21 protein-coding genes are annotated in these 22,929 nt (G+C 74.1%); 7 read left to right on the top strand and 14 right to left on the bottom strand.

The features are described 5' to 3' along the window. Positions 1 to 128 precede the first annotated feature (128 nt). The 3 genes from BI06_RS39965 to BI06_RS39975 form a co-directional block, all read right to left on the bottom strand. Positions 129 to 932 carry a DUF3710 domain-containing protein gene (locus BI06_RS39965; protein WP_030396551.1) on the bottom strand — a complete coding sequence of 268 codons (804 nt, stop codon included), beginning with the start codon at positions 930 to 932 and terminating at the stop codon, positions 129 to 131. 69 nt (positions 933 to 1,001) lie between these two features. Next, positions 1,002 to 1,469 carry a dUTP diphosphatase gene (gene dut, locus BI06_RS39970; RefSeq protein WP_030396552.1) on the bottom strand — a complete coding sequence of 156 codons (468 nt, stop codon included), beginning with the start codon at positions 1,467 to 1,469 and terminating at the stop codon, positions 1,002 to 1,004. Continuing rightward, complete coding sequence (locus BI06_RS39975) at positions 1,466 to 2,083, bottom strand: PaaI family thioesterase (protein WP_043477003.1); 618 nt, start codon at positions 2,081 to 2,083, stop codon at positions 1,466 to 1,468. The genes dut and BI06_RS39975 overlap by 4 nt, the downstream gene beginning before the upstream one ends. A 115-nt stretch (positions 2,084 to 2,198) precedes the next feature. Between BI06_RS39975 and BI06_RS39980 the strand changes: the two genes are divergently transcribed. After that, positions 2,199 to 2,648 carry a DUF3093 domain-containing protein gene (locus tag BI06_RS39980; RefSeq protein ID WP_369826374.1) on the top strand — a complete coding sequence of 150 codons (450 nt, stop codon included), beginning with the start codon at positions 2,199 to 2,201 and terminating at the stop codon, positions 2,646 to 2,648. Between the two features lie 237 nt (positions 2,649 to 2,885). Here BI06_RS39980 and BI06_RS39985 read toward each other — a convergent pair whose 3' ends face one another. From BI06_RS39985 to BI06_RS40000, 4 genes are all read right to left on the bottom strand, one after another. Next, positions 2,886 to 3,185: a DUF4193 domain-containing protein gene (locus BI06_RS39985; protein ID WP_030396554.1), complete on the bottom strand. Its 300-nt coding sequence runs from the start codon at positions 3,183 to 3,185 to the stop codon at positions 2,886 to 2,888. Between the two features lie 519 nt (positions 3,186 to 3,704). Then, on the bottom strand, positions 3,705 to 4,682 hold the full coding sequence (locus BI06_RS39990; RefSeq protein WP_030396555.1) for an acyl-ACP desaturase: 978 nt from the start codon (positions 4,680 to 4,682) through the stop codon (positions 3,705 to 3,707). A 310-nt stretch (positions 4,683 to 4,992) separates the two neighbouring features. After that, the gene (locus tag BI06_RS39995; protein WP_030396556.1) at positions 4,993 to 6,312 is read right to left on the bottom strand and encodes a HAMP domain-containing sensor histidine kinase; all 1,320 of its coding nucleotides are present in this window, start codon (positions 6,310 to 6,312) and stop codon (positions 4,993 to 4,995) included. Between the two features lie 54 nt (positions 6,313 to 6,366). After that, positions 6,367 to 7,020 (bottom strand): response regulator transcription factor, encoded by a 654-nt coding sequence (locus BI06_RS40000; RefSeq protein ID WP_030396557.1) that lies wholly within the window; start codon positions 7,018 to 7,020, stop codon positions 6,367 to 6,369. A gap of 478 nt (positions 7,021 to 7,498) precedes the next feature. On the opposite strand from BI06_RS40000, the gene BI06_RS40005 reads away from it, so the two are divergent. Next, positions 7,499 to 7,684, top strand: a complete 186-nt coding sequence (locus BI06_RS40005; protein ID WP_030301315.1) for a hypothetical protein — start codon at positions 7,499 to 7,501, stop codon at positions 7,682 to 7,684. Between the two features lie 169 nt (positions 7,685 to 7,853). On the opposite strand, the gene BI06_RS40010 is transcribed toward BI06_RS40005, so the two are convergent. Together BI06_RS40010 and BI06_RS40015 are read right to left on the bottom strand one after the other, a co-directional pair. Then, positions 7,854 to 8,675, bottom strand: a complete 822-nt coding sequence (locus BI06_RS40010) for an inositol monophosphatase family protein (protein WP_030396558.1) — start codon at positions 8,673 to 8,675, stop codon at positions 7,854 to 7,856. Positions 8,676 to 8,750: 75 nt separating this feature from the next. After that, positions 8,751 to 9,893: a ferrochelatase gene (locus BI06_RS40015; protein WP_043476893.1), complete on the bottom strand. Its 1,143-nt coding sequence runs from the start codon at positions 9,891 to 9,893 to the stop codon at positions 8,751 to 8,753. 134 nt (positions 9,894 to 10,027) lie between these two features. On the opposite strand from BI06_RS40015, the gene BI06_RS40020 reads away from it, so the two are divergent. The 4 genes from BI06_RS40020 to sepH all read left to right on the top strand — a co-directional run bounded on the left by BI06_RS40020 (position 10,028) and on the right by sepH (position 15,252). Then, on the top strand, positions 10,028 to 11,284 hold the full coding sequence (locus BI06_RS40020; RefSeq protein ID WP_051742855.1) for an MFS transporter: 1,257 nt from the start codon (positions 10,028 to 10,030) through the stop codon (positions 11,282 to 11,284). Positions 11,285 to 11,377: 93 nt separating this feature from the next. Further along, on the top strand, positions 11,378 to 12,700 hold the full coding sequence (locus tag BI06_RS40025) for a D-arabinono-1,4-lactone oxidase (protein WP_043476896.1): 1,323 nt from the start codon (positions 11,378 to 11,380) through the stop codon (positions 12,698 to 12,700). 99 nt (positions 12,701 to 12,799) lie between these two features. Next, on the top strand, positions 12,800 to 13,588 hold the full coding sequence (locus BI06_RS51870; protein ID WP_051742856.1) for a hypothetical protein: 789 nt from the start codon (positions 12,800 to 12,802) through the stop codon (positions 13,586 to 13,588). Positions 13,589 to 14,172: 584 nt separating this feature from the next. Next, a complete protein-coding gene (gene sepH, locus BI06_RS40035) occupies positions 14,173 to 15,252 on the top strand; it encodes a septation protein SepH (RefSeq protein WP_078880406.1) in 1,080 nt (359 codons plus the stop codon). A 74-nt stretch (positions 15,253 to 15,326) separates the two neighbouring features. Here the strand turns inward: sepH and BI06_RS40040 are convergent, their stop codons facing one another. After that, positions 15,327 to 16,187, bottom strand: coding sequence for a sulfurtransferase (locus BI06_RS40040; RefSeq protein WP_043477005.1), 861 nt, complete (start codon positions 16,185 to 16,187; stop codon positions 15,327 to 15,329). A gap of 164 nt (positions 16,188 to 16,351) precedes the next feature. Here BI06_RS40040 and BI06_RS40045 point away from each other — a divergent pair, with 164 nt between their 5' ends. Beyond that, a complete protein-coding gene (locus tag BI06_RS40045) occupies positions 16,352 to 17,101 on the top strand; it encodes a VOC family protein (protein WP_030396565.1) in 750 nt (249 codons plus the stop codon). A gap of 9 nt (positions 17,102 to 17,110) precedes the next feature. Here BI06_RS40045 and BI06_RS40050 read toward each other — a convergent pair whose 3' ends face one another. The 4 genes from BI06_RS40050 to BI06_RS40065 all read right to left on the bottom strand — a co-directional run bounded on the left by BI06_RS40050 (position 17,111) and on the right by BI06_RS40065 (position 22,730). After that, positions 17,111 to 17,767, bottom strand: coding sequence for a thymidine kinase (locus BI06_RS40050; protein ID WP_030396566.1), 657 nt, complete (start codon positions 17,765 to 17,767; stop codon positions 17,111 to 17,113). 33 nt (positions 17,768 to 17,800) lie between these two features. After that, complete coding sequence (locus tag BI06_RS40055; RefSeq protein WP_030396567.1) at positions 17,801 to 18,985, bottom strand: alkaline phosphatase family protein; 1,185 nt, start codon at positions 18,983 to 18,985, stop codon at positions 17,801 to 17,803. Positions 18,986 to 19,167: 182 nt separating this feature from the next. Beyond that, positions 19,168 to 19,767, bottom strand: a complete 600-nt coding sequence (locus BI06_RS40060) for a DUF5998 family protein (RefSeq protein WP_030396568.1) — start codon at positions 19,765 to 19,767, stop codon at positions 19,168 to 19,170. 92 nt (positions 19,768 to 19,859) lie between these two features. Then, a complete protein-coding gene (locus tag BI06_RS40065) occupies positions 19,860 to 22,730 on the bottom strand; it encodes a bifunctional GNAT family N-acetyltransferase/acetate--CoA ligase family protein (protein ID WP_107113512.1) in 2,871 nt (956 codons plus the stop codon). Between the last annotated feature and the right edge of the window lie 199 nt (positions 22,731 to 22,929).

Raw genomic sequence — 22,929 nt, forward strand, 5'->3', positions numbered from 1 at the left:
CTTCGCTTTCCGCTTGTCCCCGCTCTCTCGCGGCGACTCCGGAACTGTACGGGGACGGGAGCGTCAGAAGCAAATCGCCCCCGCCCGGTGGTCCGGGCGGGGGCGATCGGCGTACTGGGGCGCTGTGCTCAGCGGACCTCGGTGATCTCCGGGCCCCGGGCGAAGGGGTCGAGCGAGGTGCCGCCGTAGCGGTTGTCGCCCTCACCGGTGGCCGCGACGGCGCCGCCGCCGTCGGCGACCATCTGCGCGTCCTCGGGGAGCTTCAGCACGATCGGGTCGCGGGGCGCCATCGGGGTCTCGCCGCGGACGACGACCGTCTGCCGGAAGACCTGCTCCAGGATCCCGCCCATCTCGGGCTGGACGGCGGCCTGGCCGGAGATGACACCGCGCAGGAACCAGCGCGGACCGTCGCAGCCGACGAAGCGCACCAGCTGCACGCCCTGCGTGCCGTCCGGCAGCTGCACCGGGACCTGGGCACGGAGGTGCCAGCCCAGCGGGCCCTCCTCCTCCTCGACGATGCCACCCTGCGAGGTGATGCCGTTGGCGATCTCCTCACGGACCTCGCCCCAGATGCCCTCCGACTTGGGGGCCGCGAAGGCCTGGAGCTGGATGGCGCTGCTGCCCAGGACCAGGGTCGCGGCCACGATCGCGTCGCCGGCCACCTCGACCCGGAGCTCCATGCCCTCGACACCGGGGACCAGCAGGCCGCCGAGGTCGACGCGGCCCTCCTCCGGGTTCTCCAGCTCGGAGTGGTCCCACGGACCGTCCGGACGCGGAGCCGGCGGCAGGCCGACCCGGTCCGTCGGGTCCAGCTCGGTCACGTTCTCGCTCTCGGCGGAACCTTCGACGTCATCGGCCGTCTCGTCGGCGCTGATGGCGTCGTCGGCGAGCTGCTCGACAGCGTCCTCGCTCTTCTGGCGACGACGGAACACGGTCACTGTCCTTCCCGGTCCAAGACCGATGCGAATACCTGCTCGGCTTCCTGCGAGGCCGCGGGCAGCCTAGACCGCTGCGTGGCCACCGGTCGACCCGAACCCGCCCTCGGCCCGTGCCGACCCCGGGAGCTCGGCCACTTCGTGGAAGCGGGCCTTCTCGACCGGCTGGACGACCAGCTGGGCGATCCGGTCCCCTCGGCGGAAGCCGACGGTCTCGCGCGGGTCCAGATTGACGACGATCACCTTGATCTCTCCACGGTACCCGGCATCGACCGTCCCTGGGGCGTTCACCAGAGCAACGCCGCAACGAGCTGCCAGTCCGGACCGGGGGTGGACGAACGCGGCGTAGCCGTCGGGCAACGCGATGGCGATGCCGGTGGGCAGCACCGCCCGCTCGCCGGGGGCCAACTCCGCGTCCACGGTGGTCCGCAGGTCGGCGCCGGCGTCGCCGGGCTGCGCGTACTCGGGCAGCGGCAGCTCGGGGTCGAGACGGCGGATCAGGACGTCGAGGGGCTCGCGGGGGGTGGTGCTCAAGGGTTCACCTCAAAGGTTCGGGCGCGCTGCATCAGGTCGGGGTCGTCGAGGACCTTCTCGATGTCCTCGGGACGACCGTGCTTGGTGAAGTGTTCCAGCTTCACCTGGATGAAGAGTGCCCGTGCGCGCACGGCGACCGGGCCGTCGGGCCCGCCGATCCGCGCCTCGGCGGCGCTGTAGATCTTCCGGCCGTGCGCACCGGTTATCCAGGCCCGCAGATGCAGCGTGGAGCCGACCGGGACCGGGGAGAGGAAGTCGGTCTCCAGCCGGCCGGTGACGGCGGGGACGTGCAGCAGCCAGTTGAGGGTGCCGAGGGTCTCGTCCATGGCCGTGGTCAGCAGGCCGCCGTGGGCCAGGCCGGGGCCGCCCTGGTGCTCCGGGCGGACGGTGAACTCGGCGGTGACGTCGAGGCCGGTCCCGGCGACCGCGTCGATCCGCAGTCCGCCGGGGTGCTGCGGGCCGCAGCCGAAGCAGTGCTCGTAGTGGGAGCCGAGGCGGGTGCCGGGGGCCGGGGCCTCGGGCGCGCGCGGCGGGAGGACGGCCTCCGGCGGGGGCGTCGCGGGCGACGCCGGGTGGGCCGGGGCCGCGGACTCGCTGGAGGCGGCGGGGGTCAGGGGCGCGGTGGGGGCAGTCGAACCGGTCACGGCGCCCCACCCTACCGACCGGTAGCCGTGCCGGGAGCGGGGGTTGCGTCCGGCGCCCGGTGTATCGGCACCCACAATGGGGGGCATGTACGACGAACGCCTCACCGCGCCGCGCTCCTGGTGGCTGTTCCCGGTCCTGATCGGCCTCACGCTCGCCCTGATCCTGCTGCGGATCAGCGCGGTGGGCGCCCTGGTCGGGCTGGTGGTCGGCATCGCCGCCGGCGCCGCCGCGATCAGCAGTTACGGCTCCGCCCGGATCCGGGTGGTCCAGGGCTCGCTGGTCGCCGGCCCGGCCCGGATCCCGGTGGACGCCCTCGGCGCCGCCCACGCGCTCGGTCCGGCCGAGGCCGCCGCCTGGCGCGGCCCCAAGGCCGACCCGCGGGCCTTCATGCTGCTGCGCAGCTACGTGCCGACCGCGCTCCGGGTCGAGGTCAGCGATCCGGCCGACCCGACGCCCTACCTCTACCTCTCCACCCGCTCGCCGATGAAGCTCGCCGAGGCCCTGGAAGAGGCCCGCCGGAACGCCCGCGCCTGAGCGGGGCCCCCACGGGGGGGACGCCCGGCCCGGGCCGGGAAGACGGAAAGGGACGGTACCGCCTCGCGGTACCGTCCCTCGGCGTCTCCGGGAGACGCTTTTCCATCCGTCCGTATGACTGGTGCGTCCGTCGGGACGGACGCCGGAGCTGCCGTCCGGCCCCGCTGCCCGGGGCCGGAAGGGGCGTCGCACCGGTCTCGCGGACACCGCGAGGCCCGAGTCATGACGCCCTGGTCCTCAGGCGCCGCAGTCCCGGCAGATCGGGTTGCCGTTCTTCTCGCTGTACAGCTGGCTGCGGTGGTGGACCAGGAAGCAGCTCATGCAGGTGAACTCGTCGGCCTGCCGCGGCAGCACCCGGACGGAGAGTTCCTCGTTCGAGAGGTCCGCGCCGGGGAGCTCCATGCCCTCGGCCGCCTCGAACTCGTCGACGTCGACCGCGTTGCCGCCCTTGTCGTTCCTGCGGGCCTTGAGCTCCTCGATGCTGTCCTCGTTGAGCTCATCGTCGGTCTTGCGTGGGGTGTCGTAGTCGGTAGCCATATTTCGCTCTCCCCCTCCGGGTTGTGCGGTGTGTGCGGTATCTCCAGCGCACGTAACGCATGGGGGGTCGGTCTTGTGCCCGACCCGAGGCGGAGATTTTGCCTTACTTCAAGCCCTGTTACTCAATCGACACTCAGCCGGGGGTCCGCCGCGATGATCCACTCGGCCCCCCGAAGCCTCACGCAGGGGCACCGCGGGAGCGTGCCGACGAGCGCCCGGCGGACACGCTCCGTGAGCGAAGGTCCCCCGCGCGCCCGCCAATTCCCTTGCCCACCAGGGCGGAGAGCCAATCCTTCGTCCCGCCTCCGATCGCCGTTCCGCTCACGGACGGCGATCGGAGCGCTCGGGACGATGATCACTCTCCGGGGTTGCCCGATCCTCCGGAGCGACACGGTGTGACCTTGGTCACGTTCACCCTCGGGCTGGGCAAAACATGGAAAATCCGCCCAAGCCAGTACGTCTGCCGCGGCACCCTCCGGGGCCCCGGAGGGGCGTCCGGAGGGCGCCCCTCCGCCGCGCCTACTGCTTCCGGGCCGCGATGCGCGCCAGCCGGGCCGCCTGCCGCTCGTCGAACTTGGTCGCCTGGGCGTCCAGCCCGTCGAGGAAGACGCCGAGCTCCTCCTGGGCCCGCAGGCCCTCGGGGCCGAGGCCGCCGATCTCCATCACCTTGAGGTGGCGCAGTACGGGCTGCAGCACGTCGTCGTGGTGGATGCGGAGGTTGTAGACGCCGCCGAGGGCGATCTGGGCGGCGGCCCGCTCGAAGCCGGGGATGCCGTGGCCGGGCATCCGGAAGTCGGTCACCACGTCGGCGACGGCGCGCATGGCCTGGTCGGGGGCGATCTCCAGGGCGGCCTTCAGCAGGTTCCGGTAGAAGACCATGTGCAGGTTCTCGTCGTTGGCGATCTTCGCGAGCAGCTGGTCCGCCAGCGGGCAGCCGGCGTAGTGGCCGGTGTTGCGGTGCGAGATGCGGGTGGCGAGCTCCTGGAAGGCCACGTAGGCGACCGACTGCAGCATGCTGTGCGCATTGTCGGACACGAAGCCCTCCGACATGTGGGACATCCGCGCCCGCTCCAGCTCGTCCGGGTCGACGGCCCGGGTGGTGAGCAGGTAGTCGCGAATGGCTATGCCGTGCCGGCCCTCCTCCGCCGTCCAGCGGTGGACCCACGTCCCCCAGGCGCCCTCGCGGCCGAACATGGTCGCGATCTCGTGGTGGTAGCTCGGGAGGTTGTCCTCGGTGAGCAGGTTGACCACCAGCGAGACCCGGCCGAGCGGGGTCACCTTGGAGTCGCCGGGCTCCCAGGCCTCGCCGCCGAGCACGCCGGGGAAGTCGCGCCCGCGGCTCCAGGGGACGAACTCGTGCGGCATCCACTCCTTGGCGACCTTGAGGTGACGGTCGAGCTCCTTCTCGACGACCTCTTCGAGGGCCAGGATCAGTCGCGCGTCGGTCCAGGCGCTCGAACCGAGCGAGGTACTGCGCTGCACGGGGGCGATGGTCACGGGTCTGGCTCCTGGGGGAGGTCACGCGCCGGAGGAGCGCGTTGGACGGGCACACCGGAGTACTGGGCAACCACACTTACGGTTGCGTAGGTTACGACACCGTAAGTTGCCCGGACCGGAAAAGACAAGCCGCCCCCGCCAGGGCTTATGTCGTCTTGACGGGCCTGGCGGGGGCGGCTGGGAACGGTCGGCGTACGGAGGTCGCCCGACCGGGACGGCGGACGGGCCCGAGAAGGGCCGTGAGGGGGTCGTGACGGCCCCCGGAGCCCTCCGGTGTGCACGGGTGCGGGAGGGTCTCCGGGGGCGCCCGCTAGATGCCGGGGATGCGCACGCGCATGGTGAGACCGCCGCCGGCGCGCGGTGTCGCCTCGATGGTGCCGTTGTGCGCCCGGACCACCGAGCGGACGATCGAGAGGCCGAGGCCGACCCCCTTGTCGCTGCGGGTGCGGTCGGCGCCCTTGACCCGGCGGAACGGCTCGAAGATGTGCTCCAGCTCGTAGCCGGGCACCACCGGGCCGGTGTTGGAGACCACCAGCTCGCCGCCGCCGGGGACCGGGGCGGTGGTGATCTCGACCCAGCCGTCCGGGGAGTTGTAGCGGACGGCGTTCTGCAGCAGGTTGAGCGCGATCCGCTCCAGCAGGATGCCGTTGCCGGCGACCACCGCCGGGTGCAGCGTGGCGCGCAGGTCGACCCCGCGCTTGGCCGCCTCGGCCCTGGTCTGCTCCAGGGCCCGGGTGGCGGCCTCGGACAGCTCCACCGGGCTGCGGTCGGTGAGCTCGTTGTCGCTGCGGGCGAGCAGCAGCAGACCCTCGACCAGTTGCTCGCTGCGCTCGTTGGTGGCCAGCAGGGTCTTGCCGAGCTGCTGGAGGTCGGCCGAGGCCTCCGGGTCGGAGAGCTGGACCTCCAGCAGGGTGCGGTTGATCGCCAGCGGGGTGCGCAGCTCGTGCGAGGCGTTGGCGACGAAGCGGCGCTGGGAGTCGAAGGACCGGTCCAGCCGCTCCAGCATGTCGTCGAAGGTGTCCGCGAGCTCCTTGAGCTCGTCGTCCGGGCCGTCCAGCTCGATCCGCCGGTGCAGGTCGGAGGAGGCGACCTCGCGGGCGGTGCGGGTGATCCGGCCGAGCGGGCGCAGCACCCGGCCGGCCATCGCGTAGCCGGCCGCGAAGGCGATCGCGGCAAGGCAGACCAGCATGGTGAGGGTCTTGCGCAGCAGCAGGTTGAGCGCGGTGTTGGCCTGGTTCGTCTGGTAGGCGTCCAGCCAGTTGTTGAAGTCCTGGGCCGCCACCTTCTGCCCGTCCGGGGTGATGAAGGTGAACGGCACCTCGGAGCGGAGCGAGATGTTCGGCAACTGGGTGTCGCGGAATCCCTGCCGCACGAAGACGTACATCAGCAGCAGCAGCACCACCCCGGCCATCAGGAACATCCCGCCGTACAGCAGGGTGAGCCGGATCCGGATGGTCGGGCGGAACGGCAGCCAGGCGAGCATGCCGTCCCCGGGCACGTAGCCCTCGGGCTGGTGCAGTCGGGGGGCACGCGGCGGCTGGGACGGCTTGGGCGGGACGGGCCGGCCGGGCACGGCGCGCCCGCCGGAGGGCGCGCCGGAGGGCCCGCCGGCCGAGGGCGGGGTGGTCATGATGGTCCTCTCGGGGCGTCCGCCTGGGCGGGCGCGGGGTGGGGGCGGGTCCGGTCAGATCCGGTAGCCGGAACCGGGCACGGTGACAATCACCGGCGGGTCGCCGAGCTTGCGGCGCAGGGTCATCACGGTGACGCGCACGACGTTGGTGAACGGGTCGGTGTGCTCGTCCCAGGCCTTCTCGAGCAGCTGCTCGGCGGAGACGACGGCACCGCCGGCCCGCATCAGGACCTCCAGGACGGCGAATTCCTTGGGGGCGAGCTGGACCGGGCGGCCGTCCCGGATGACCTCGCGACGGCCCGGGTCGACCGAGATGCCGGCCCGTTCCAGGATCGGGGGCAGCGGGACGGTGGCACGGCGGCCCAGGGCGCGGACCCGGGCGACGAGTTCGCTGAAGGCGAACGGCTTCGGAAGGTAGTCGTCCGCCCCGATCTCCAGGCCCTCGACCCGGTCGCTGATGTCGCCGGAGGCGGTCAGCATGATCACCCGGGTGGCGAGGCCCTGCTCGACGACACTGCGGCAGACATCGTCGCCGTGCACGAGCGGCAGGTCGCGGTCGAGGACGACCACGTCGTAGTCGTTGACCGCGATGCGCTGGAGCGCGGCCTCCCCGTCGTACACCACGTCGACGGCCATCGCCTCGCGGCGCAGACCCGTGGCGACTGCCTCGGCGAGCAGCTGCTCGTCCTCGACGACGAGAACCCGCACGGTCGTTGTCCCTTCTCCAGGCCGGCCCCGGAGGCGGACGCACGGCTCCGACGGTGGCTCCATCCTGCCTGGTCCTGCGGTAAAGCAGCGATAAGCTGCCCCGGAGGCAGGTCCGCCCGCCGGCGGCGCCGGGCCCGCGGCGGGGTCCGCACGGGGGTTCACGGCCAGGGGTTCGTGGCGGGAGCAGTCCGGTTGGACTGTGACGCGGGCAACTTTCTCGCGGCGGGAGGTTTCCCCGCCCCCGGGGCGGGGAGGAGTGCTGCACACCCGCGATCCGGTTCTGAGCCGATCGCACCCACCCGCCGTGCGTTCATCCGCGCCGGCCCTGGGGCTCGGGGCGTCACGGGAGCGGCCGAGGGCCGTCTCCGCGCCCGACCGGACATCTTCACCCGACCGGATCGGACGCTTCCGCTGGCTACCGCACACCTGGGGCAGGGGGCGCACGACCGTGCACGTCCGACACAGTAAGGGGGCCCGTATGGACGCCTTCACCGCCGGAATCCTGCAGCGCATCGCCAACGCCGAGCAGGACCTGCACCGCGCGATCGAGGCCGGGGACGAGTTCCTCGCCGAGGTGGAACAGTCCGAGCTGGACGACCTGCGCCGTCTCGCCGCCGAGCACGGCGTGGACACGGTGCTGGAGCGCCACCGCACCGCCGCCTGATCCTCCGACCGCCCGACCCGTCGCCGGACCTCCGGCACCAGCGGCCCTGCGGGGGCCGTGCGAAAACCCAGGCCCTGGCATCCCCCGTATGTCAGGGCTCTTCGCTGCCCGGGTGTCCCCCCGCCGGGCCCGCCCGGACAGGGCGGCCCGGCGGGGGACCGGGTCCGGGTCACTCGGCGGGCACCGCCCGGTCCGCCCAGGCGCGCAGCGCGGCCAGCCGCTCCTGGAGCGGCTCGTACACCCCGGGCGCGGCGGCCACGGTCAGCTCGCCGTCCGGGCCGTGCCCCGGGCGGCCGCCGACCAGGGCGCCGGCCTCGGCCGCGATCAGGCAGCCCGCCGCCCGGTCCCACGGGGCCAGCCCGCGCTCGTAGTAGCCGTCCAGCCGGCCCGCCGCGACGTCGCAGAGGTCCACGGCCGCGGCGCCGGCCCGACGGATGTCGCGCACCTCCGGCATCAGGGCGAGCACCACCTCCGCCTGCCGCACCCGCACCTCCCGGACGTAGGCGAAACCGGTGCCGATCAGCGCCTGGCCCCACGGCGGCGCCGGGCGGGTGGAGAGCGGCTGCCCGTCCCGGTGCGCCCCCCGACCGATCACGGCGTGGAACAGCTCACCGCGCGCCGGGGCGTACACCACCCCGACCACCGCGCGCCCGTCCAGCTCGGCGGCCACGCTGACCGCCCAGGAGGGCAGCCCGTACAAATAGTTGACGGTGCCGTCGAGCGGGTCGACGACCCAGCGCACACCGCTGGTGCCGGGCCGCTCGGCGCCCTCCTCGCCGAGGTAGCCGTCCTCGGGCCGGCGGGCCGTGATCAGCTCCAGGACGAGCTTCTCCGAGGCCAGGTCCATCTCGGTCACCACGTCGACCGGGCTGCTCTTGGTGGCGGCCACGCCGAGGTCGGCGGGCCGGCCGTCGAGCAGCAGCGCCCCGGCCCGGCGGGCGGCGTCCAGGGCGACGTCGAGCAGCTCGTCGAGCAGGGCGGGGTCGGGCACGGCGGGGCTGGACACGGGGATCTCCTCCGGGGCGGGGCGGTCGGTGCTCGGCGGCGGGTCGGTGCTCGGCGCCGGTCAGCGCTCGGCGGCGGCCGGGCGGGGCGCGCGCGGGTTGGGGCAGCAGGCCACCGCGCAGACGTCGTGGCTGGGGCCGAGCGCGCCCAGGGCGCAGCGGGACACCGGCTCGCCGCGCTCGGCGGCGGCCCGCTCCAGGACGAGCTCGCGGACGGCGGCGGTGAACCGGGGATCGGCCCCGACGGTGGCGGCCCGGGCGACCGGCAGGCCGAGCTCGGCGGCCCTGGCCGTCGCCTCGGTGTCGAGGTCGTACTTGACCTCCATGTGGTCGGAGACGAAGCCGATCGGGACCATCACCACGGCCGGGGCGCCGTCGGCGTGCTGCGCCTCCAGGTGGTCGCAGATGTCGGGCTCCAGCCACGGGATGTGCGGGGCGCCGCTGCGGCTCTGGAAGACCAGCTCCCAGGGGCGGTCCGCGACTCCGGTGCGCCCGGCGACGGCGTCGGCGACCAGCCGGGCCACGTCCAGGTGCTGGGCGACGTAGGCGCCGCCTGGGCGGCCCCGGGCCGGGTCGTCCGGGGCGCCGGAGGTCTCGGCCATGGTGTCCGGGATCGAGTGGGTGGTGAACGCCAGCCGGGCGCCGGCCCTGGTCCCCTCGGGCAGCCGGTCCAGGGCGGCCAGGGTGGCCTCGATCATCGGCTCGACGAAGCCGGGGTGGTTGTAGAAGTGCCGCAGCTTGTCGACGCGGAGCTCCGACAGGCCCTCGGCGGCCAGGGCGGCCAGCGCGTCGGCGAGGTTCTCCCGGTACTGGCGGCAGCCGGAGTAGCCGGCGTAGGCGCTGGTGGCGAGGACGGCGATCCGGCGGTGCCCGTCGGCGGCCAGCTCGCGCAGGGTGTCGACCAGGTAGGGCGCCCAGTTCCGGTTGCCCCAGTACACCGGCAGGTCGAGGCCGTGCTCGGCGAAGTCCTTGCGCAGCGCGGCCAGCAGTTCGCGGTTCTGCTCGTTGATCGGGCTGACGCCGCCGAACAGGAAGTAGTGCTTGCCCACTTCCCGGAGCCGTTCCTTGGGGATCCCCCGGCCCCGGGTGACGTTCTCCAGGAACGGCACGACGTCCTCGGGGGCCTCGGGCCCGCCGAAGGAGAGCAGCAGCAGGGCGTCGTACGGGGCGGCGCCGGTGTGGGAGGTGTTGCGCGCGTCGGACATGGGACCGATCCTGCCACTGTGGGCCGGGGGGCCGATGCCGGGACGGCGCCCGGTGTCCGGAAAATACCGATTGCCAAGGTTCGTAAGCTGTGTTTGCCAGCCTCGTCCCTTACCCCCCGATTTGCGGAGCTACCGTGCTGTCCAGCTACCGCCAGATATTCGCCGCCCCCGGCACTCTGGCCTTCTCGTCCAGCGGCTTCATAGCCAGGCTGCCGATCTCGATGACCGGCATCGGCATCGTCACGATGCTCTCCCAGCTCAGAGGCTCGTACGGCATCGCGGGCCTGGTGTCGGCGACGCTGGCGGTCTCGGCGGCGGTCCTGGGGCCGATGGTCTCCTGGCTGGTGGACCGGCACGGGCAGCGCCGGGTCGCCGTGCCGGCGACCGTCATCACGATCGCCGCCGCGACCGGACTGCTGCTCTGCGCCCACTTCTCGGCGCCGACCTGGACGCTGTTCGTCTTCGCGATCGGTATGGGCGGGATGCCCAGCACCGGCGCCATGGTCCGCGCGCGCTGGGCGCACCTCTACCGGGACGAGGCACCGAAGCTGCACACCGCCTACTCCTTCGAGGCGGTGGTCGACGAGGTCTGCTTCATCGTCGGCCCGATCCTCTCGATCGGACTGGCCACCGCGGTCTTCCCCGAGGCGGGCGTCCTGCTCGCCGGGATCTTCCTCGCCGTCGGCATCGCCCTGTTCACCTCCCAGCGGCGGACCGAACCGCCGCTGCACCCCGCGCACGCCCACACCGGCGGCAGCGCGATCCTGAACGGCGGCCTGATCGTCCTGGTGCTGACCTTCGTCGCCACCGGGGCGATCTTCGGCTCGGTCGAGGTGGTCACCGTCGCCTACGCCGAGGACCAGGGCCACAAGGCGATCTCCAGCGTGATCCTGGCGCTCTGGGCACTCGGCTCCTGCGTGGCCGGCTTCGTCTTCGGCACCCTGAAGCTCACCGGGTCGATGGCGAGCCGCTTCTTCGGCGGCGTGGTCTTCATGGCGGTCAGCATGGTGCCGCTGCTGCTGGTCGCCGAGTCGGTGAGCGGGGTCGGCGGCCTGGTCGCGGTCGGCGGCGCACTGCTGATCGCGGGCATCGCCATCTCCCCCACCCTGATCACCGCGATGGCCCTGGTCGAGCGGCTGGTCCCGGCCGCCCAGCTGACCGAGGGCATGACCTGGACGACCACCGGGCTGGCGATCGGCGTCGCGGTCGGCTCCTCGGTCGGCGGCTGGACCGTCGACGGCGCGGGAGCGGCGGCCGGCTACTGGGTCCCGCTGACCGCCGGGGTGTTCGGCGTGCTGACGGCGGCGGCCGGGCTCAAGCGGCTGCGGGCCGGGCTGGACGCCGAGCCGGGCAGTCCCGCGTCCGCCGAAACCGTGGACCTCGGACGCTGACCTGCCTTACCCTCCTCCCTACCCGCGGCCTACCCGTGGGTAGGGAATGAGGTGAGCCGACACCCGTTCGGCCACGGAGCAGGAGGCGCCGCAATGCCCCAGGCCAGTACCGCTACCCGCACCCGCTGGACCAACTGGGCGGGCAACCAGAGCACCGTCCCCGCCCGGGTGGTCACCCCCGGCAGTGCGGAGGAGCTGGCCAAGGAGATCCTGCGCGCCGCCGACCGGGGCGAGACCGTCAAGGCGGTCGGTTCCGGCCACTCCTTCACCGCGATCGCCTCCGCCGGGAACGGCGTCCTGGTCCGGCCGCACGGACTGACCGCCGTACGCGGGATCGACCACGAGAACGGCACCGTCACCGTCGAGGCCGGACTGCCGCTGCACCGGCTCAACCGGCTGCTCGCCGCCGCCGGCCTCTCGCTCACCAACATGGGCGACATCGAGGTGCAGACCGTGGCCGGCGCCACCAGCACCGGCACCCACGGCACCGGCCGGGACTCCGGTTCGCTGGCCGCCCAGATCCGCGGCCTGGAGATCGTGCTCGCCGACGGAGGCGTCCGGCACTGCTCCCCCACCGAGAGCCCGGAGCTGTTCGAGGCCGCCCGGCTCGGCCTCGGCGCGCTCGGCGTGATCACCGCGCTCACCCTCGCCGTCGAACCGGCTTTCCTGCTCACCGCGCACGAGCAGCCGATGCGCTTCGACGAGGTGCTGCACCGGCTGGACGACCTCACCGCCGTCAACGAGCACTTCGAGTTCTACTGGTTCCCGCACACCGACCGCTGCGCCACCAAGCGCAACAACCGCAGCCAGGGACCGGCCGCTCCGCTGCCCCGGTTCAAGGAGTGGCTGGAGGACGACTTCCTCTCCAACACGGTGTGGGAGGGCGCCTGCCGGGTCGGGCGCCGCTTCCCCGCCTCGGTGCCCACGATCGCCGCGCTGGCCAGCCGCGCCTGGTCGGACCGCAGCTACACCGACACCGCCCACCGGGTCTTCACCAGCCCGCGCAAGGTGCGCTTCGTCGAGATGGAGTACGCGGTGCCGCGCGCCTCGGTGGGCGAGGTGCTGCGCGAGCTGCGGGCCATGGTCGAGCGGTCCCGCTGGAGGATCAGCTTCCCGGTCGAGGTGCGGTTCGCCCCGGCCGACGAGGTCTGGCTCTCCACCGCCCACGGCCGGGACACCGCGTACATCGCCGTCCACCTCTACCGGGGCACCGCGGAGCAGGGGTACTTCACGGCGGTGGAGCGGCTGATGACCGAGCACGGCGGCCGGCCGCACTGGGGCAAGCTGCACACCCGGGACGCCGAGTACCTCGCCGGGGTCTACCCGCGCTTCGCGGACTTCACCGCGCTGCGCGACGAGCTCGATCCCGACCGCCGCTTCGGCAACGACTACCTGCGCCGGGTGCTGGGCGCCTAGGACCCCTGGGCCCCCTGGCCCCCCTGGCCCCCCTGGGACGCCTGGGGCGCCCGGGGCGTCGTCGCCGGGTCCGGGGTCGCCGGCGGGGGAACGACGGCAGTGGTCGGCTCCGGGGGCTTCGGGCTCGCGCCGCCGGACGGCTTCGCGGAGGCGCTCCCGCCGCCGGACGGTGCCGAGGGCGTGGCCGAGGCGGACGGCTCGCCGGAGGGGCGGGCCGAGGGGGAGCCGGAGGCCGGCCCGGAGGGCGTCGCGCCGGAACCGCCCGACGCGCCGGAGGACGGGGAGGCCGTCGGGTCCGAGGACGGCCCTCCGCCCTCCGTGCCCGGACGGGCGCCGGGGCTCGGCCTCCCGGAGGCGCCGCCGTCCCGGCCCGTCGAGGGCGAGGGCACGTCGGCCGGCCCGGAGGGCGGCGGGTCGGCCGGCGGCTTCCGGTCGACCCGGCCGCCCAGCGAGGTGCCGGTGCCCGACTCGCCCTGGACCGTCGCCGACACCGGTCGGCCGGTCGCGAGCTCGAAGGCGAGGATCGGCACCATCGCGACCGTGAACACCAGGGCCGAGACGGCCGCGTACGTCTTCCAGCCCCACCGGCGGCGCGCCCGGACCACCCGCGGCGTGCTCCACTCGGCCGAACCGGGCGGCGGGGCCGGATCGGCCCGGTCCGGCTCCGGCGCCTGCCGCAGCCCGTTCACCAGCTGCCCCGGACCGGCGGCCCGGTCGACCGCGCCGCGCAGCTGTTCCCCGGTGCGCCGGAAGAGGTGCTGGAACAGCGCCCCGCCCGTGGTCGCGCCGATACTCACCACCGCCGCGCCGAGAATGGTTCCGTACACCCCGAGTTCGGACGCGAGCACCGCCCCCACCACGGTGGCCAACGCGCTGGCGGCGACCTGAGTCCCACTCAGATCAATTCGCCTGCGACCTTCCTCCGCTCCGCCCCGTTCGGGCTTCTGCTCCGGCATCGACATCCCTCGCGTCAGTACGACTGTCCTTCGAACAAGTCACTCCATCCTGCCCAAAGAAGGACACAAGGGTCGAAAATGCGGTTCTTCGCGAGAGATATATGTGAAGATGATCACCGTTCATCGGTCGATCCTCGGCCATTGGGGTCGTGCGCTCTTGAGATTCCCGTGAATCGCGGGAGACTTGAGCGGCGAGCCGCCCCTCCGGATGCCACGAATGGAGTACTGTTCGTAAAGCCTGAGCCCAGGTCGACTTGTCGACTGCCCATCAACCGGCAGCTTGACAAGGAGTGGTGGCGCAGGCGCGCACGGCGACACCGGTCCCGGATCGTCGCGTCACTCCACGTGCGAGGACGGTCGGGGCACCCAGGCGCGACGTCGACGGATGACGTGGCAAAAAGGCAACCGTGCCACAGCGGCGTGGCCGGGCGTAAGCCCGACACGCCGGGGAACTCAGCAAGGTTGTGGCCAGTCGCGAGTGGGCAGGCCACACTCAGTACGGGAGCAGCGACGCAGGTGACGTCGGCAGGCACCACCCGGGAGGTAAGCGTGCCCGAACTGCGGGTTGTGGCCGTCAGCAACGACGGCACACGGCTGGTGCTCAAGGCTGCCGACAGCACGGAGTACACCCTCCCCATCGACGAGCGGCTCAGGGCCGCCATCCGTGGTGACCGGCCGCGCCTCGGCCAGATCGAGATCGAGGTCGAGAGCCACCTCCGCCCCCGGGACATCCAGGCGCGGATACGAGCCGGTGCCTCCGCCGAGGAGGTCGCCCAGGCCGCCGGCATCTCCGTCGACCGGGTCCGCCGCTTCGAGGGTCCGGTGCTGGCCGAGCGCGCCTTCATGGCCGAGCGGGCCCGCAAGACCGCGATCCGCCGGCACGGCGAGGCCCCCGGCCCGCAGCTGGGCGAGGCGGTCTCCGAGCGGCTGGCCCTGCGCGGCGCCGAGAAGGAGACCGAGCGCTGGGACTCCTGGCGGCGCGACGACGGCACCTGGGAGGTCATCCTCTCCTACCGGGCCGACGGCGAGGGCCGCAGCGCGGCCTGGACGTACGACCCGCCCCGGCGACTGGTGCAGCCCAACGACGACGAGGCCCGCGCGCTGATCGGTGAGTCGGTCGAGCGCGAGGAGGATTCGGTCTTCCCGTTCATCCCGCGGATCGCCCGACTCCCCCACGACCGGCCGCTGCGCCCGATGATCGACCGGCCCTCGGCCGACCGGATCATGTCCTCACGCGAGGTCCGGGAGTCCCGCGAGGCGACGGCCGAGTCCCGGGACTCGCTGACCAGCCTGCTGGACGTGGTGCCCGCCTTCCGCGGCGACCTCGCGGTCGGCGCGCCGCCGCCGATCGAACCGGTCCCCGCCGAGGTGGCCGAGGAGGAGGCGGCGGAGCCCGCGGCCGCCGCCCCGGCGGTCGGCGCCGGCTCGGCGTACGCGGACATCCTGATGCCCCGGGCGGTGGCACCGCACCGGGAGCGGCTGGTCGGCACCACCGACCGCCAGGCCGAGGCCGACGGCGTGCGGCCCGGGCGCCGGGCCACCGTGCCGAGCTGGGACGAGATCGTCTTCGGCAGTCGGCGCAAGAAGCAGGAGTAGCAGGGCCGTAGGACAGCAGAGCGGCGCGAAGGCGCGGACGACCCCGGTCGTCCGCGCCTTCGGCGTCCGCGGGCTCAGCCGGGCTGGTCGGTCACGGCGACCGGGCGGGCCGCGTCACTGGACCACTCGCTCCACGAACCCGGGTAGAGCGTGGCCGGCAGACCGGCCACCGCGAGCGCCAGGATCTGGTGCGCGGCCGTCACCCCGGAGCCGCAGTAGACGGCGGTGCTCCGCTCCCCCGCGCCCAGCTCCCGGAACCGGGAGGCGAGTTCGGCGGCCGGGCGGAAGCGGCCGTCCGGGCCGACGTTCTCGGTGGTCGGCGCGGAGACCGCGCCGGGGATGTGGCCGGCGCGCGGGTCGATCGGCTCGGTCTCGCCCCGGTAGCGCTCCCCCGCCCGGGCGTCCAGCAGCAGCGCCTCCCGGGCCCAGGCGGCGGCACCGTCCGCGTCGACCACCGGCAGCTGCCCCGGGACCGGCTTGAAGTCGCCGTCCCCGGCCGGCGGCACCTCGGTGGTGACCGGCAGTCCGGCCTCCTGCCAGGCCGCGAAGCCGCCGTCCAGCACCCGGACGTCCGGGTGCCCGGCCCAGCGCAGCAGCCACCAGGCGCGGGCCGCGGCCAGCGAGGTGGCGCCGTCGTAGACCACCACCGGGCGGTCGGCCGAGACGCCGAGGCGGCGCAGCGCGGCGCCGAACTCCTCCGGGTCGGGCAGCGGGTGGCGGCCGCCCTGCCCGGGCGGGCCGGCCGGGGCGGCGAGGTCGGTGTCGAGGGCGACGAAACGGGCACCCGGCAGATGGCCGGCGGTGTAGTCCTCGATGCCGGGCGGACCGCCGAGCTGCCAGCGCACATCGAGCAGGAGCGGCGGGCGCCCGGAGTCGAGCGACTCCTGCAAACCGGTCACCGACACCAGCGGGGAGTCATTGTGAATGGTGGTCATGGCGGTCATTCTGGCGCAGTACCGGGCCGCCCGGAGGGCCAGCGCTCTTTGTGCGCTCTTTGCCGGATTTTCCGCGCGGCCCGAGGGTTCGACGAGCGCCACGGTGGAAGCATCACCCTCACTGCGCCGTTTCGTGCGCCGACCGCCCGTTGAGGAGACCTGTCATGCCCGCGCTGACACTCCGGCTGGCCCAGGGCACCCCGTGCTGGGTCAGCCTGATGACCGACGACCTGCCCGGCGCCCGGGCCTTCTACGGCGAACTGCTCGGCTGGACCTTCGCCCCGGGGCCGGCGCAGCTCGGCGAGTACGTCCGGGCCCGCCTCGGCGAGGAGCCGGTGGCCGGGCTCGGGGTGTCCGCGGTGGACGGCTTCCCGGTGCAGTGGACCAGTTACTTCGCCGTGGACGACGCGGACCGCGCGGCCCAGTTGGTGCGGGAGTGCGGCGGCACGGTCGCGGTCGGGCCGCTCCAGGCGGAGCGGGCCGGGCGGCTGGCGATCGCGGCCGACGTCTCCGGCGCGGTGTTCGGACTCTGGCAGGGCGAGGAGCACCTCGGCCGGGAGACCGGGCCGGGGCCGGGCGGACCGGCCTGGACGGAGCTGCTCACCCCGGACGCGGACGGCGCGGCCGGCTTCTACCGCGCGGTGCTCGGGGTTCCGGTGGCCGAGGCCGAGGGCGGGTCGGCGCTGCTGGTCGGCGGCCGGCCGGTCGCGGGGATCCGGCGCGGCGCCGAGCTGCGCGGCCACCCGCCGCGCTGGCGCACCCACTTCGCGGTGGCCGACGTCGATCTGACGGCCCGGCGGGCGGCCGAGCTGGGCGGCCGGGTGCTGGTGGCACCGCAGGGGACGCCGCGCGGCCGGGCGGCCCGGCTGGCAGACCCGCGCGGCGGGCACTTCTCGGTGCTGCAGGCGGGCTGACGCCGCGGCTCAGGCCTGCTGCTCCTCGAAGGGGAGGACGTCCGGGGAGAGCACGGCGGCGCGGGCGGTGGCCGCGGTCAGGCGGCGGCGGTGGTGGCGGCGGCAGAGCACCTCGTAGCCGACCTCGTCCTCGCGGACCGAGATGTCGCCGATGACGACCTGCGCGCCCTCGACCACCATGACCCCGCCGACGGTGCGGGCGTTGTGGGTGGCCCGGGCGCCGCACCAGCAGAGCGCCTCGACCTGGAGCACCTCGACCCGGTCGGCGAGTTCGATCAGCCGCTGGGAGCCGGGGAAGAGCCGGGTGCGGAAGTCCGTGGTGATGCCGAAGGTGTAGACGTCGATGTCGAGTTCGTCGACCACCCGGGCGAGCTGGTCGATCTGCCCGGGGTCGAAGAACTGGGCCTCGTCGCAGATCAGGTAGTCCACCCGGCCGCCGGCCGAGAGCCGTTGCACCACATGGGCGTGGAAGTCGAACTCGTCGGCCACCTCGACCGCGTCGGCGCGCAGGCCGAGCCGGCTGGAGATGGTGGCCGCACCGGCCCGGTCGTTGCGGGTGAGGATGATCCCCTGCCGGCCGCGGGCGGCGTGGTTGTGGTCCATCTGGAGCGCGAGGGTCGACTTCCCGCAGTCCATCGTGCCGGAGAAGAACACCAGTTCAGCCATGGGTGGTGCAAATGCCTTTCGCATCGAGGGAGTTCAGCGGCGGAATTCGAGCAGCGGCACGAACTGCTCGACCGGGGTCATCGAACCGTGCAGGCCGATCATCGCGGACTCGCCGGGCTCGTTGCGGGAGGCGACGACCGCGATGTCGTCACGGGCGGCGGCGACCACGTCGCCGATCCGGTGGTAGACCCGGTCGTCCACGGCGGGGCCGAACCAGCCGGCCTCGATCGCCTGGTCCCTGGTGGCCACCCACATCCGGTCGCCGAGCACCTCGCTCCAGACCGTGTGGACGTCGGCGGCGGCGCCGGGGACGGCGTAGACGTGGCGGGCACGGCCCTCGCCGCCGAGCAGGGCGACGCCGGCGCCGAGCTCCCAGTCCTCGTCGAAGTCGATCCGGTCCTCGGGGGCGATGTCGATCATGCCGTGGTCGGCGGTGACGTACATCACCGAGCGCGGGGGCAGCTGTTCGGCCAGCCGGCGGGCCAGCCGGTCGACGGCGTCCAGGGTCATCCGCCACTCGTCCGAGTCCACCCCGAAGCGGTGGCCCGCGCCGTCGAGTTCGCTGACGTACGTGTAGACGAGCGCGCGGTCGTGCTCGGCGAGCCAGGCGGCGGCCCGGTCCATCCGCTCCTCACCGGTGGTGCGGCCGAGGAAGGTGCCGCCGGAGAGCGCGACCCGGGTGAGCGGGGTCTGCGCGAACAGCGGGGAGGACACCTGGGCGGTGGCCACCCCGGCGGCGTGCACCTGCTGGAAGACGGTGGGGTACGGCTGCCAGGCGGCCGGGTCGGTCGGCGGCTGCCAGCGCAGCTGGTTCATCAGGTGCCCGGCGCCGGGCACCGCCACCGTGTAGCCGACCAGGCCGTGCAGACCGGGCGGGGTGCCGGTGCCGACCGAGGCCAGCGAGGTGGCGGTGGTGGACGGGAAGCCCGCGGTCAGCGGCCGGCCGGTGCCGCCGAGCGAGCCGGCCGTCAGTGAGGTGAGGAACGGCGCGTACTCGGGGTGGCGCAGCAGCAGCTCCCAGCCCAGGCCGTCGACCAGGAAGACCACCGCGCGGTCGGCGGGCGCGAGCGGCAGCGCGGTGCTGAAGCCGGGCACGCCGAGGCCGGCGGCCACCGAGGGCAGCAGGTCGCTGAGCGAGCCGCTGCCGTAGGGCGGCGCGGGCGCGGTGGCGGGGTCGAGGAGCTCGAAGGCGTCGTGGCCGTCGGGGGCGAAGGGCATGGTGGCGGGGGTGGCTTCCTGGCTGGCCGGAGCGGTCCGGACCCGTGGCGGGCGGTGTCCGGACGGCGGCGGGGCGGCGGTCGGCGCGCGACCGTGCGGGGCGGCGCCGGTCGGCGCGGTGCTGCGGGTCTGTTCGGGGTTGTGCGGGTCCGTGCGGGTCGGTGGGGCGACGCGGGGTGGGGTCAGACCCGGGGGCCGCTGGTGACGGTCGCCTCGGAGAGGGCGCGGGCGAAGATCAGGGCCTGGGCCACCGTCTCCGGTCCGTCGCCGGCCTCGCTGACCCGCAGGGACAGGTCGTCGGCGGTGGCGGAGCCGGTGTAGCCGTGGTCCGCCTCGCAGTTCGGGTCGGAGCAGCCGGCCGGTTCGAGGTCGAGCCGCTGGACGGCGCCCCAGCCGATGGTCAGCACCACCTCGCGGGGCAGCGTGCCCGGGGTGTAGGTCTCCGGGTTGGCGACCATCCGGCTGACCACCACGGAGTTGATCCGGTCCAGCCGGACGCTCTCGGTGGAGGTGGTGGCGAGCGGGACGGCGGGGCTGCTGCCGTCCCCCGTCTGCTCGTCGGTGTGGCTGACCACGAAGCGGGTCGGGGTCAGCACCAGGACGGTGACGTGCCGGCGGACCTCGTTGGCGTCGAAGGTGGTCTCCTGGTGCACCAGGTAGGAGCTGATCGGCTCGGGACCCACCGCGGACTCGACCGCCTCGGACACCAGGGCCGGGTAGTAGCCGCTGCGCTCGATCGCCGAGCGCAGGTCCTGTGTGGTGGTGGTACCGGTCTTCGCCATAACTCCATCCTGGCATGGTCCCCCGACGAAGCGGGCGGCACGGCGCCGAGCTTCGGACAACGGCGCCCGGGTCCGGACGCAACCAAGGAAGGTTACAGCGTGCTCATGGCGCGCGGGCCCAGATCACTGCGGACCGGCAGGGGCGCGATGCGTACGCGCGCCCCCAGGATCGCCAGTCCGTGCGGGGCGACGACCACCGGTTCGAGGTCCACCGAGGCGACCTCCGGCAGGTCGTCCACCAGCCGGGACACCCGCAGCAGCAGCTCCTCCAGGGCGTCGGTGTCGACCGCCTCGGCGCCCCGCCAGCCGAACAGCAGCGGGGCCGCCCTGACCTCGCGGACGAGTGAGGCGACGTCCTGGTCGGTGGCCGGAACCAGTCGGTGGGCGACGTCGCCCAGCAGTTCGGCGGGGGCGCCGGCCAGACCGAAGGAGAGGATCGCGCCGACCGCCGGGTCGACGGTGGCGCCGATCACGGTGTCCACGCCGCGGGGGGCGAGCCGCTGGACCACCAGCGCGGCCTGGGCGGCTCCGCCGAGCAGCTCGTCCAGCTCGCGGTGCGCGTGGCGCAGTCCGGCCTCGCCGGTCAGGTCGAGCCGGACGCTGCCCAGGTCGGGGCGGTGGCGCAGGTGCGGGGCGGTGGCCTTGAGCGCGACCGGGTAGCCGAGGGCCGCGGCTGCCCGCACCGCGCTCTCCTCGTCCGGGGCGGGCAGGGTCGGCGAGACGTCGATGCCGTAGCGGGCGAGCAGGGCGGCCGCCTCGGGGTCGGGCAGGGTGATCCGCGCCCCGCCGGGCTGGGTGCGGGCGGCGACCGCGGGGCGGGTGGAGAGCGCGGCGTCGACCAGGGCGCGGGCGCCCGCCTCGTCGATCCGGTCGAGTTCGGGGACCCTGGCCGTCTCCTCGGCCTCGGCCATCCGGCGGCGCCAGTCGGCGTAGTGGACGGCGTGCGCGAGGGCCCGGACCGCCCGCTCGGGGGCGGGGTAGGAGGGGATGCCGCCGGGGCGCAGCCGGTCCGGCAGGTCGGTGAGGGCCAGGTGGGCGAGGAGCAGCGGCTTGCCGGCGGCCCGGGCGCGCTCGCCGGCGGCGAGCAGGGCGGCGGCGATCTCCGGATCGTCGGAGCCCACCTCGGGGCCGGTGGGGCCGGCGGGCCGGCCGGCCGGGCGGGGGCCCCAGGACTGGCTGCCGATCGGCGGGATGGCGACGGCGATCACCGCGTCCACCCCGGGGTCGGTGAGCGCGGTGTCCAGGGCGATCCGGAAGTTCTCGCCGGTGGCGGCGGTGGTGAGGTCGACCGGGGTGCGCGGGCGCAGGCCGGCCGAGAGGCAGGCGTCGTGGGTGAGCAGGCCCAGCGAGTCGGAGTTGCCGACCACGGCGACCCGGTCGCCGGGCGGCAGCGGCTGGTGGGCGAGCAGGTCGCCGGTGTCGTACAGCTCGGTGATGGTCTCCACCCGGGTGACGCCGGCCTGCTGGAAGAGGGCGTCGACGGTGGCGTCCCGCAGGCCGGTGGCGGTGGCCGGGACGGCGTGGCCGGGCGGCAGGCTGCCGGTGTGGCGGGCGCCCTTGACCACGACCACCGGCTTGGCCTGGGCGAGCCGGCGGGCGATCCGGGTGAACTTGCGGGGGTTGCCGAAGGACTCCAGGTAGAGCAGGACGACCTCGGTGGCCGGGTCCTCGGCCCAGTACTGGAGGAAGTCGTTGCCGGAGACGTCGGCGCGGTTGCCGACCGAGGCGAAGGAGGAGACCCCGAGGCCGCGCCGGTGGCCGGCCTCCAGCAGGGCGACGCCGATCGCGCCGGACTGGCAGAAGACGCCGAAGGTTCCGCGGGCGGGCAGCACCGGGGCGAGCGAGGCGTTCAGCGGGTGCTCCGGGTCGGTGGAGATCAGGCCGAAGGCGTTGGGGCCGATCACCCGCATGCCGGCCGCCCGGGCCTGGCGGACCAGGGCGCGCTGGCGGTCGCGGCCCTCGGGGCCGGTCTCGGCGTAGCCGGCGGTGACCACCACCAGGCCCTGGACGCCGTGCGCGCCGCACTCGGCGACCGCCTGGGGCACCGCGGAGGCGGGCACGGCGATCACGGCGAGGTCGACCGGGCCGGGGATCTCCAGGACCGAGCGGTGAACCGGGAGGCCGTCGAGCTCGGTGCCGGGCGGGGCGTTGCGGTTCACCGCGTACACCGGGCGGTCGGCGGCGGCGAAGCCGTTGAGCAGGTCGCGCAGCAGGGTCCGGCCGACGGTCTGCGGGTTGCGGGAGGCACCGATCACGGCGACCGAGCGCGGAGTGAGCAGCCGCTGCACCGAGCGGGCCTCGGCGCGGTGCTCGCGGGCCCGCATGACGGCGAGCGAGGCGGCGGTGGGTTCGAGGTCGAACTCCAGGTGCACCACGCCGTCGGCGAAGCTGCGGCGCTGGACGTAGCCGGCGTCGGTGAAGACCTTCACCATCTTGCGGTTCTCCGGCAGCACCTCGGCCTGGAAACGGCGGATGCCGCGTTCCTGGGCGACCGCGGCGATGTGCTCCAGCAGCGCGGAGGCGACGCCCCGGCCCTGGTGGGCGTCCTGGACCAGGAAGGCGACCTCGGCGTCGGTGCCGGTCTCCGAGGGGCGGCCGTCGGCGTCGATCCGGTCGTAGCGGACGGTGGCGATGAAGCGGTCGCGGACGACGACGGCGAGGCCGACCCGGTGGACGAAGTCGTGGTGGGTGAAGCGCCGGACGTCCTTGTCGGAGAGCCGGGGGTAGGGCGCGAAGAAGCGGAAGTACTTGGACTGGTCCGACACCTGTTCGTAGAACTCGACCAGACGGCCCGCGTCCGCCGGGGTGATCGGACGGATCCGGGCCGTGCCGCCGTCGCGCAGCAGGACGTCGGCCTCCCAGTGCTGGGGGTAGTCCGGGACGGCCGGGGCGCGGTCCTGGCGGGCCGCCGTCCGGGCGGGCGTCGGGTCCTGCTCGGGGTGCGGTGCCGCGGAGTCGTCCACGATCGCCAGGTTATCCGGCGGCGGGCCGAATGGCGCCGGGCGTGCGTTCGCGGCAGGGTGGGCAGGGCCTCTGAACGGGGATTATGCGCCGTTTATGGCTCTGAAAGAAACAATCACAAGTCCCGAACGCGGCGGCTCGCAGGGGTCGGCTGCATGCAACACTGGTCTAGACAACATGGCCGTTCCCCCCATCGCGGCC

It is taken from the genome of Kitasatospora sp. MBT66 (assembly GCF_000710405.2).
Lineage (GTDB): Bacteria > Actinomycetota > Actinomycetes > Streptomycetales > Streptomycetaceae > Kitasatospora > Kitasatospora purpeofusca.

Excerpts from the sequence above, each read along its gene's own strand:
- BI06_RS39980 (WP_369826374.1), top strand. The coding sequence starts at position 2,199 with ATGTACGACGAACGCCTCACCGCGCCGCGCTCCTGGTGGCTGTTCCCG.
- BI06_RS39985 (WP_030396554.1), bottom strand. The coding sequence starts at position 3,185 with ATGGCTACCGACTACGACACCCCACGCAAGACCGACGATGAGCTCAAC.
- BI06_RS39995 (WP_030396556.1), bottom strand. The coding sequence starts at position 6,312 with ATGACCACCCCGCCCTCGGCCGGCGGGCCCTCCGGCGCGCCCTCCGGC.
- BI06_RS40005 (WP_030301315.1), top strand. The coding sequence starts at position 7,499 with ATGGACGCCTTCACCGCCGGAATCCTGCAGCGCATCGCCAACGCCGAG.
- BI06_RS40015 (WP_043476893.1), bottom strand. The coding sequence starts at position 9,893 with ATGTCCGACGCGCGCAACACCTCCCACACCGGCGCCGCCCCGTACGAC.
- BI06_RS40025 (WP_043476896.1), top strand. The coding sequence starts at position 11,378 with ATGCCCCAGGCCAGTACCGCTACCCGCACCCGCTGGACCAACTGGGCG.
- BI06_RS40040 (WP_043477005.1), bottom strand. The coding sequence starts at position 16,187 with ATGACCACCATTCACAATGACTCCCCGCTGGTGTCGGTGACCGGTTTG.
- BI06_RS40045 (WP_030396565.1), top strand. The coding sequence starts at position 16,352 with ATGCCCGCGCTGACACTCCGGCTGGCCCAGGGCACCCCGTGCTGGGTC.
- BI06_RS40050 (WP_030396566.1), bottom strand. The coding sequence starts at position 17,767 with ATGGCTGAACTGGTGTTCTTCTCCGGCACGATGGACTGCGGGAAGTCG.
- BI06_RS40055 (WP_030396567.1), bottom strand. The coding sequence starts at position 18,985 with ATGCCCTTCGCCCCCGACGGCCACGACGCCTTCGAGCTCCTCGACCCC.
- BI06_RS40060 (WP_030396568.1), bottom strand. The coding sequence starts at position 19,767 with ATGGCGAAGACCGGTACCACCACCACACAGGACCTGCGCTCGGCGATC.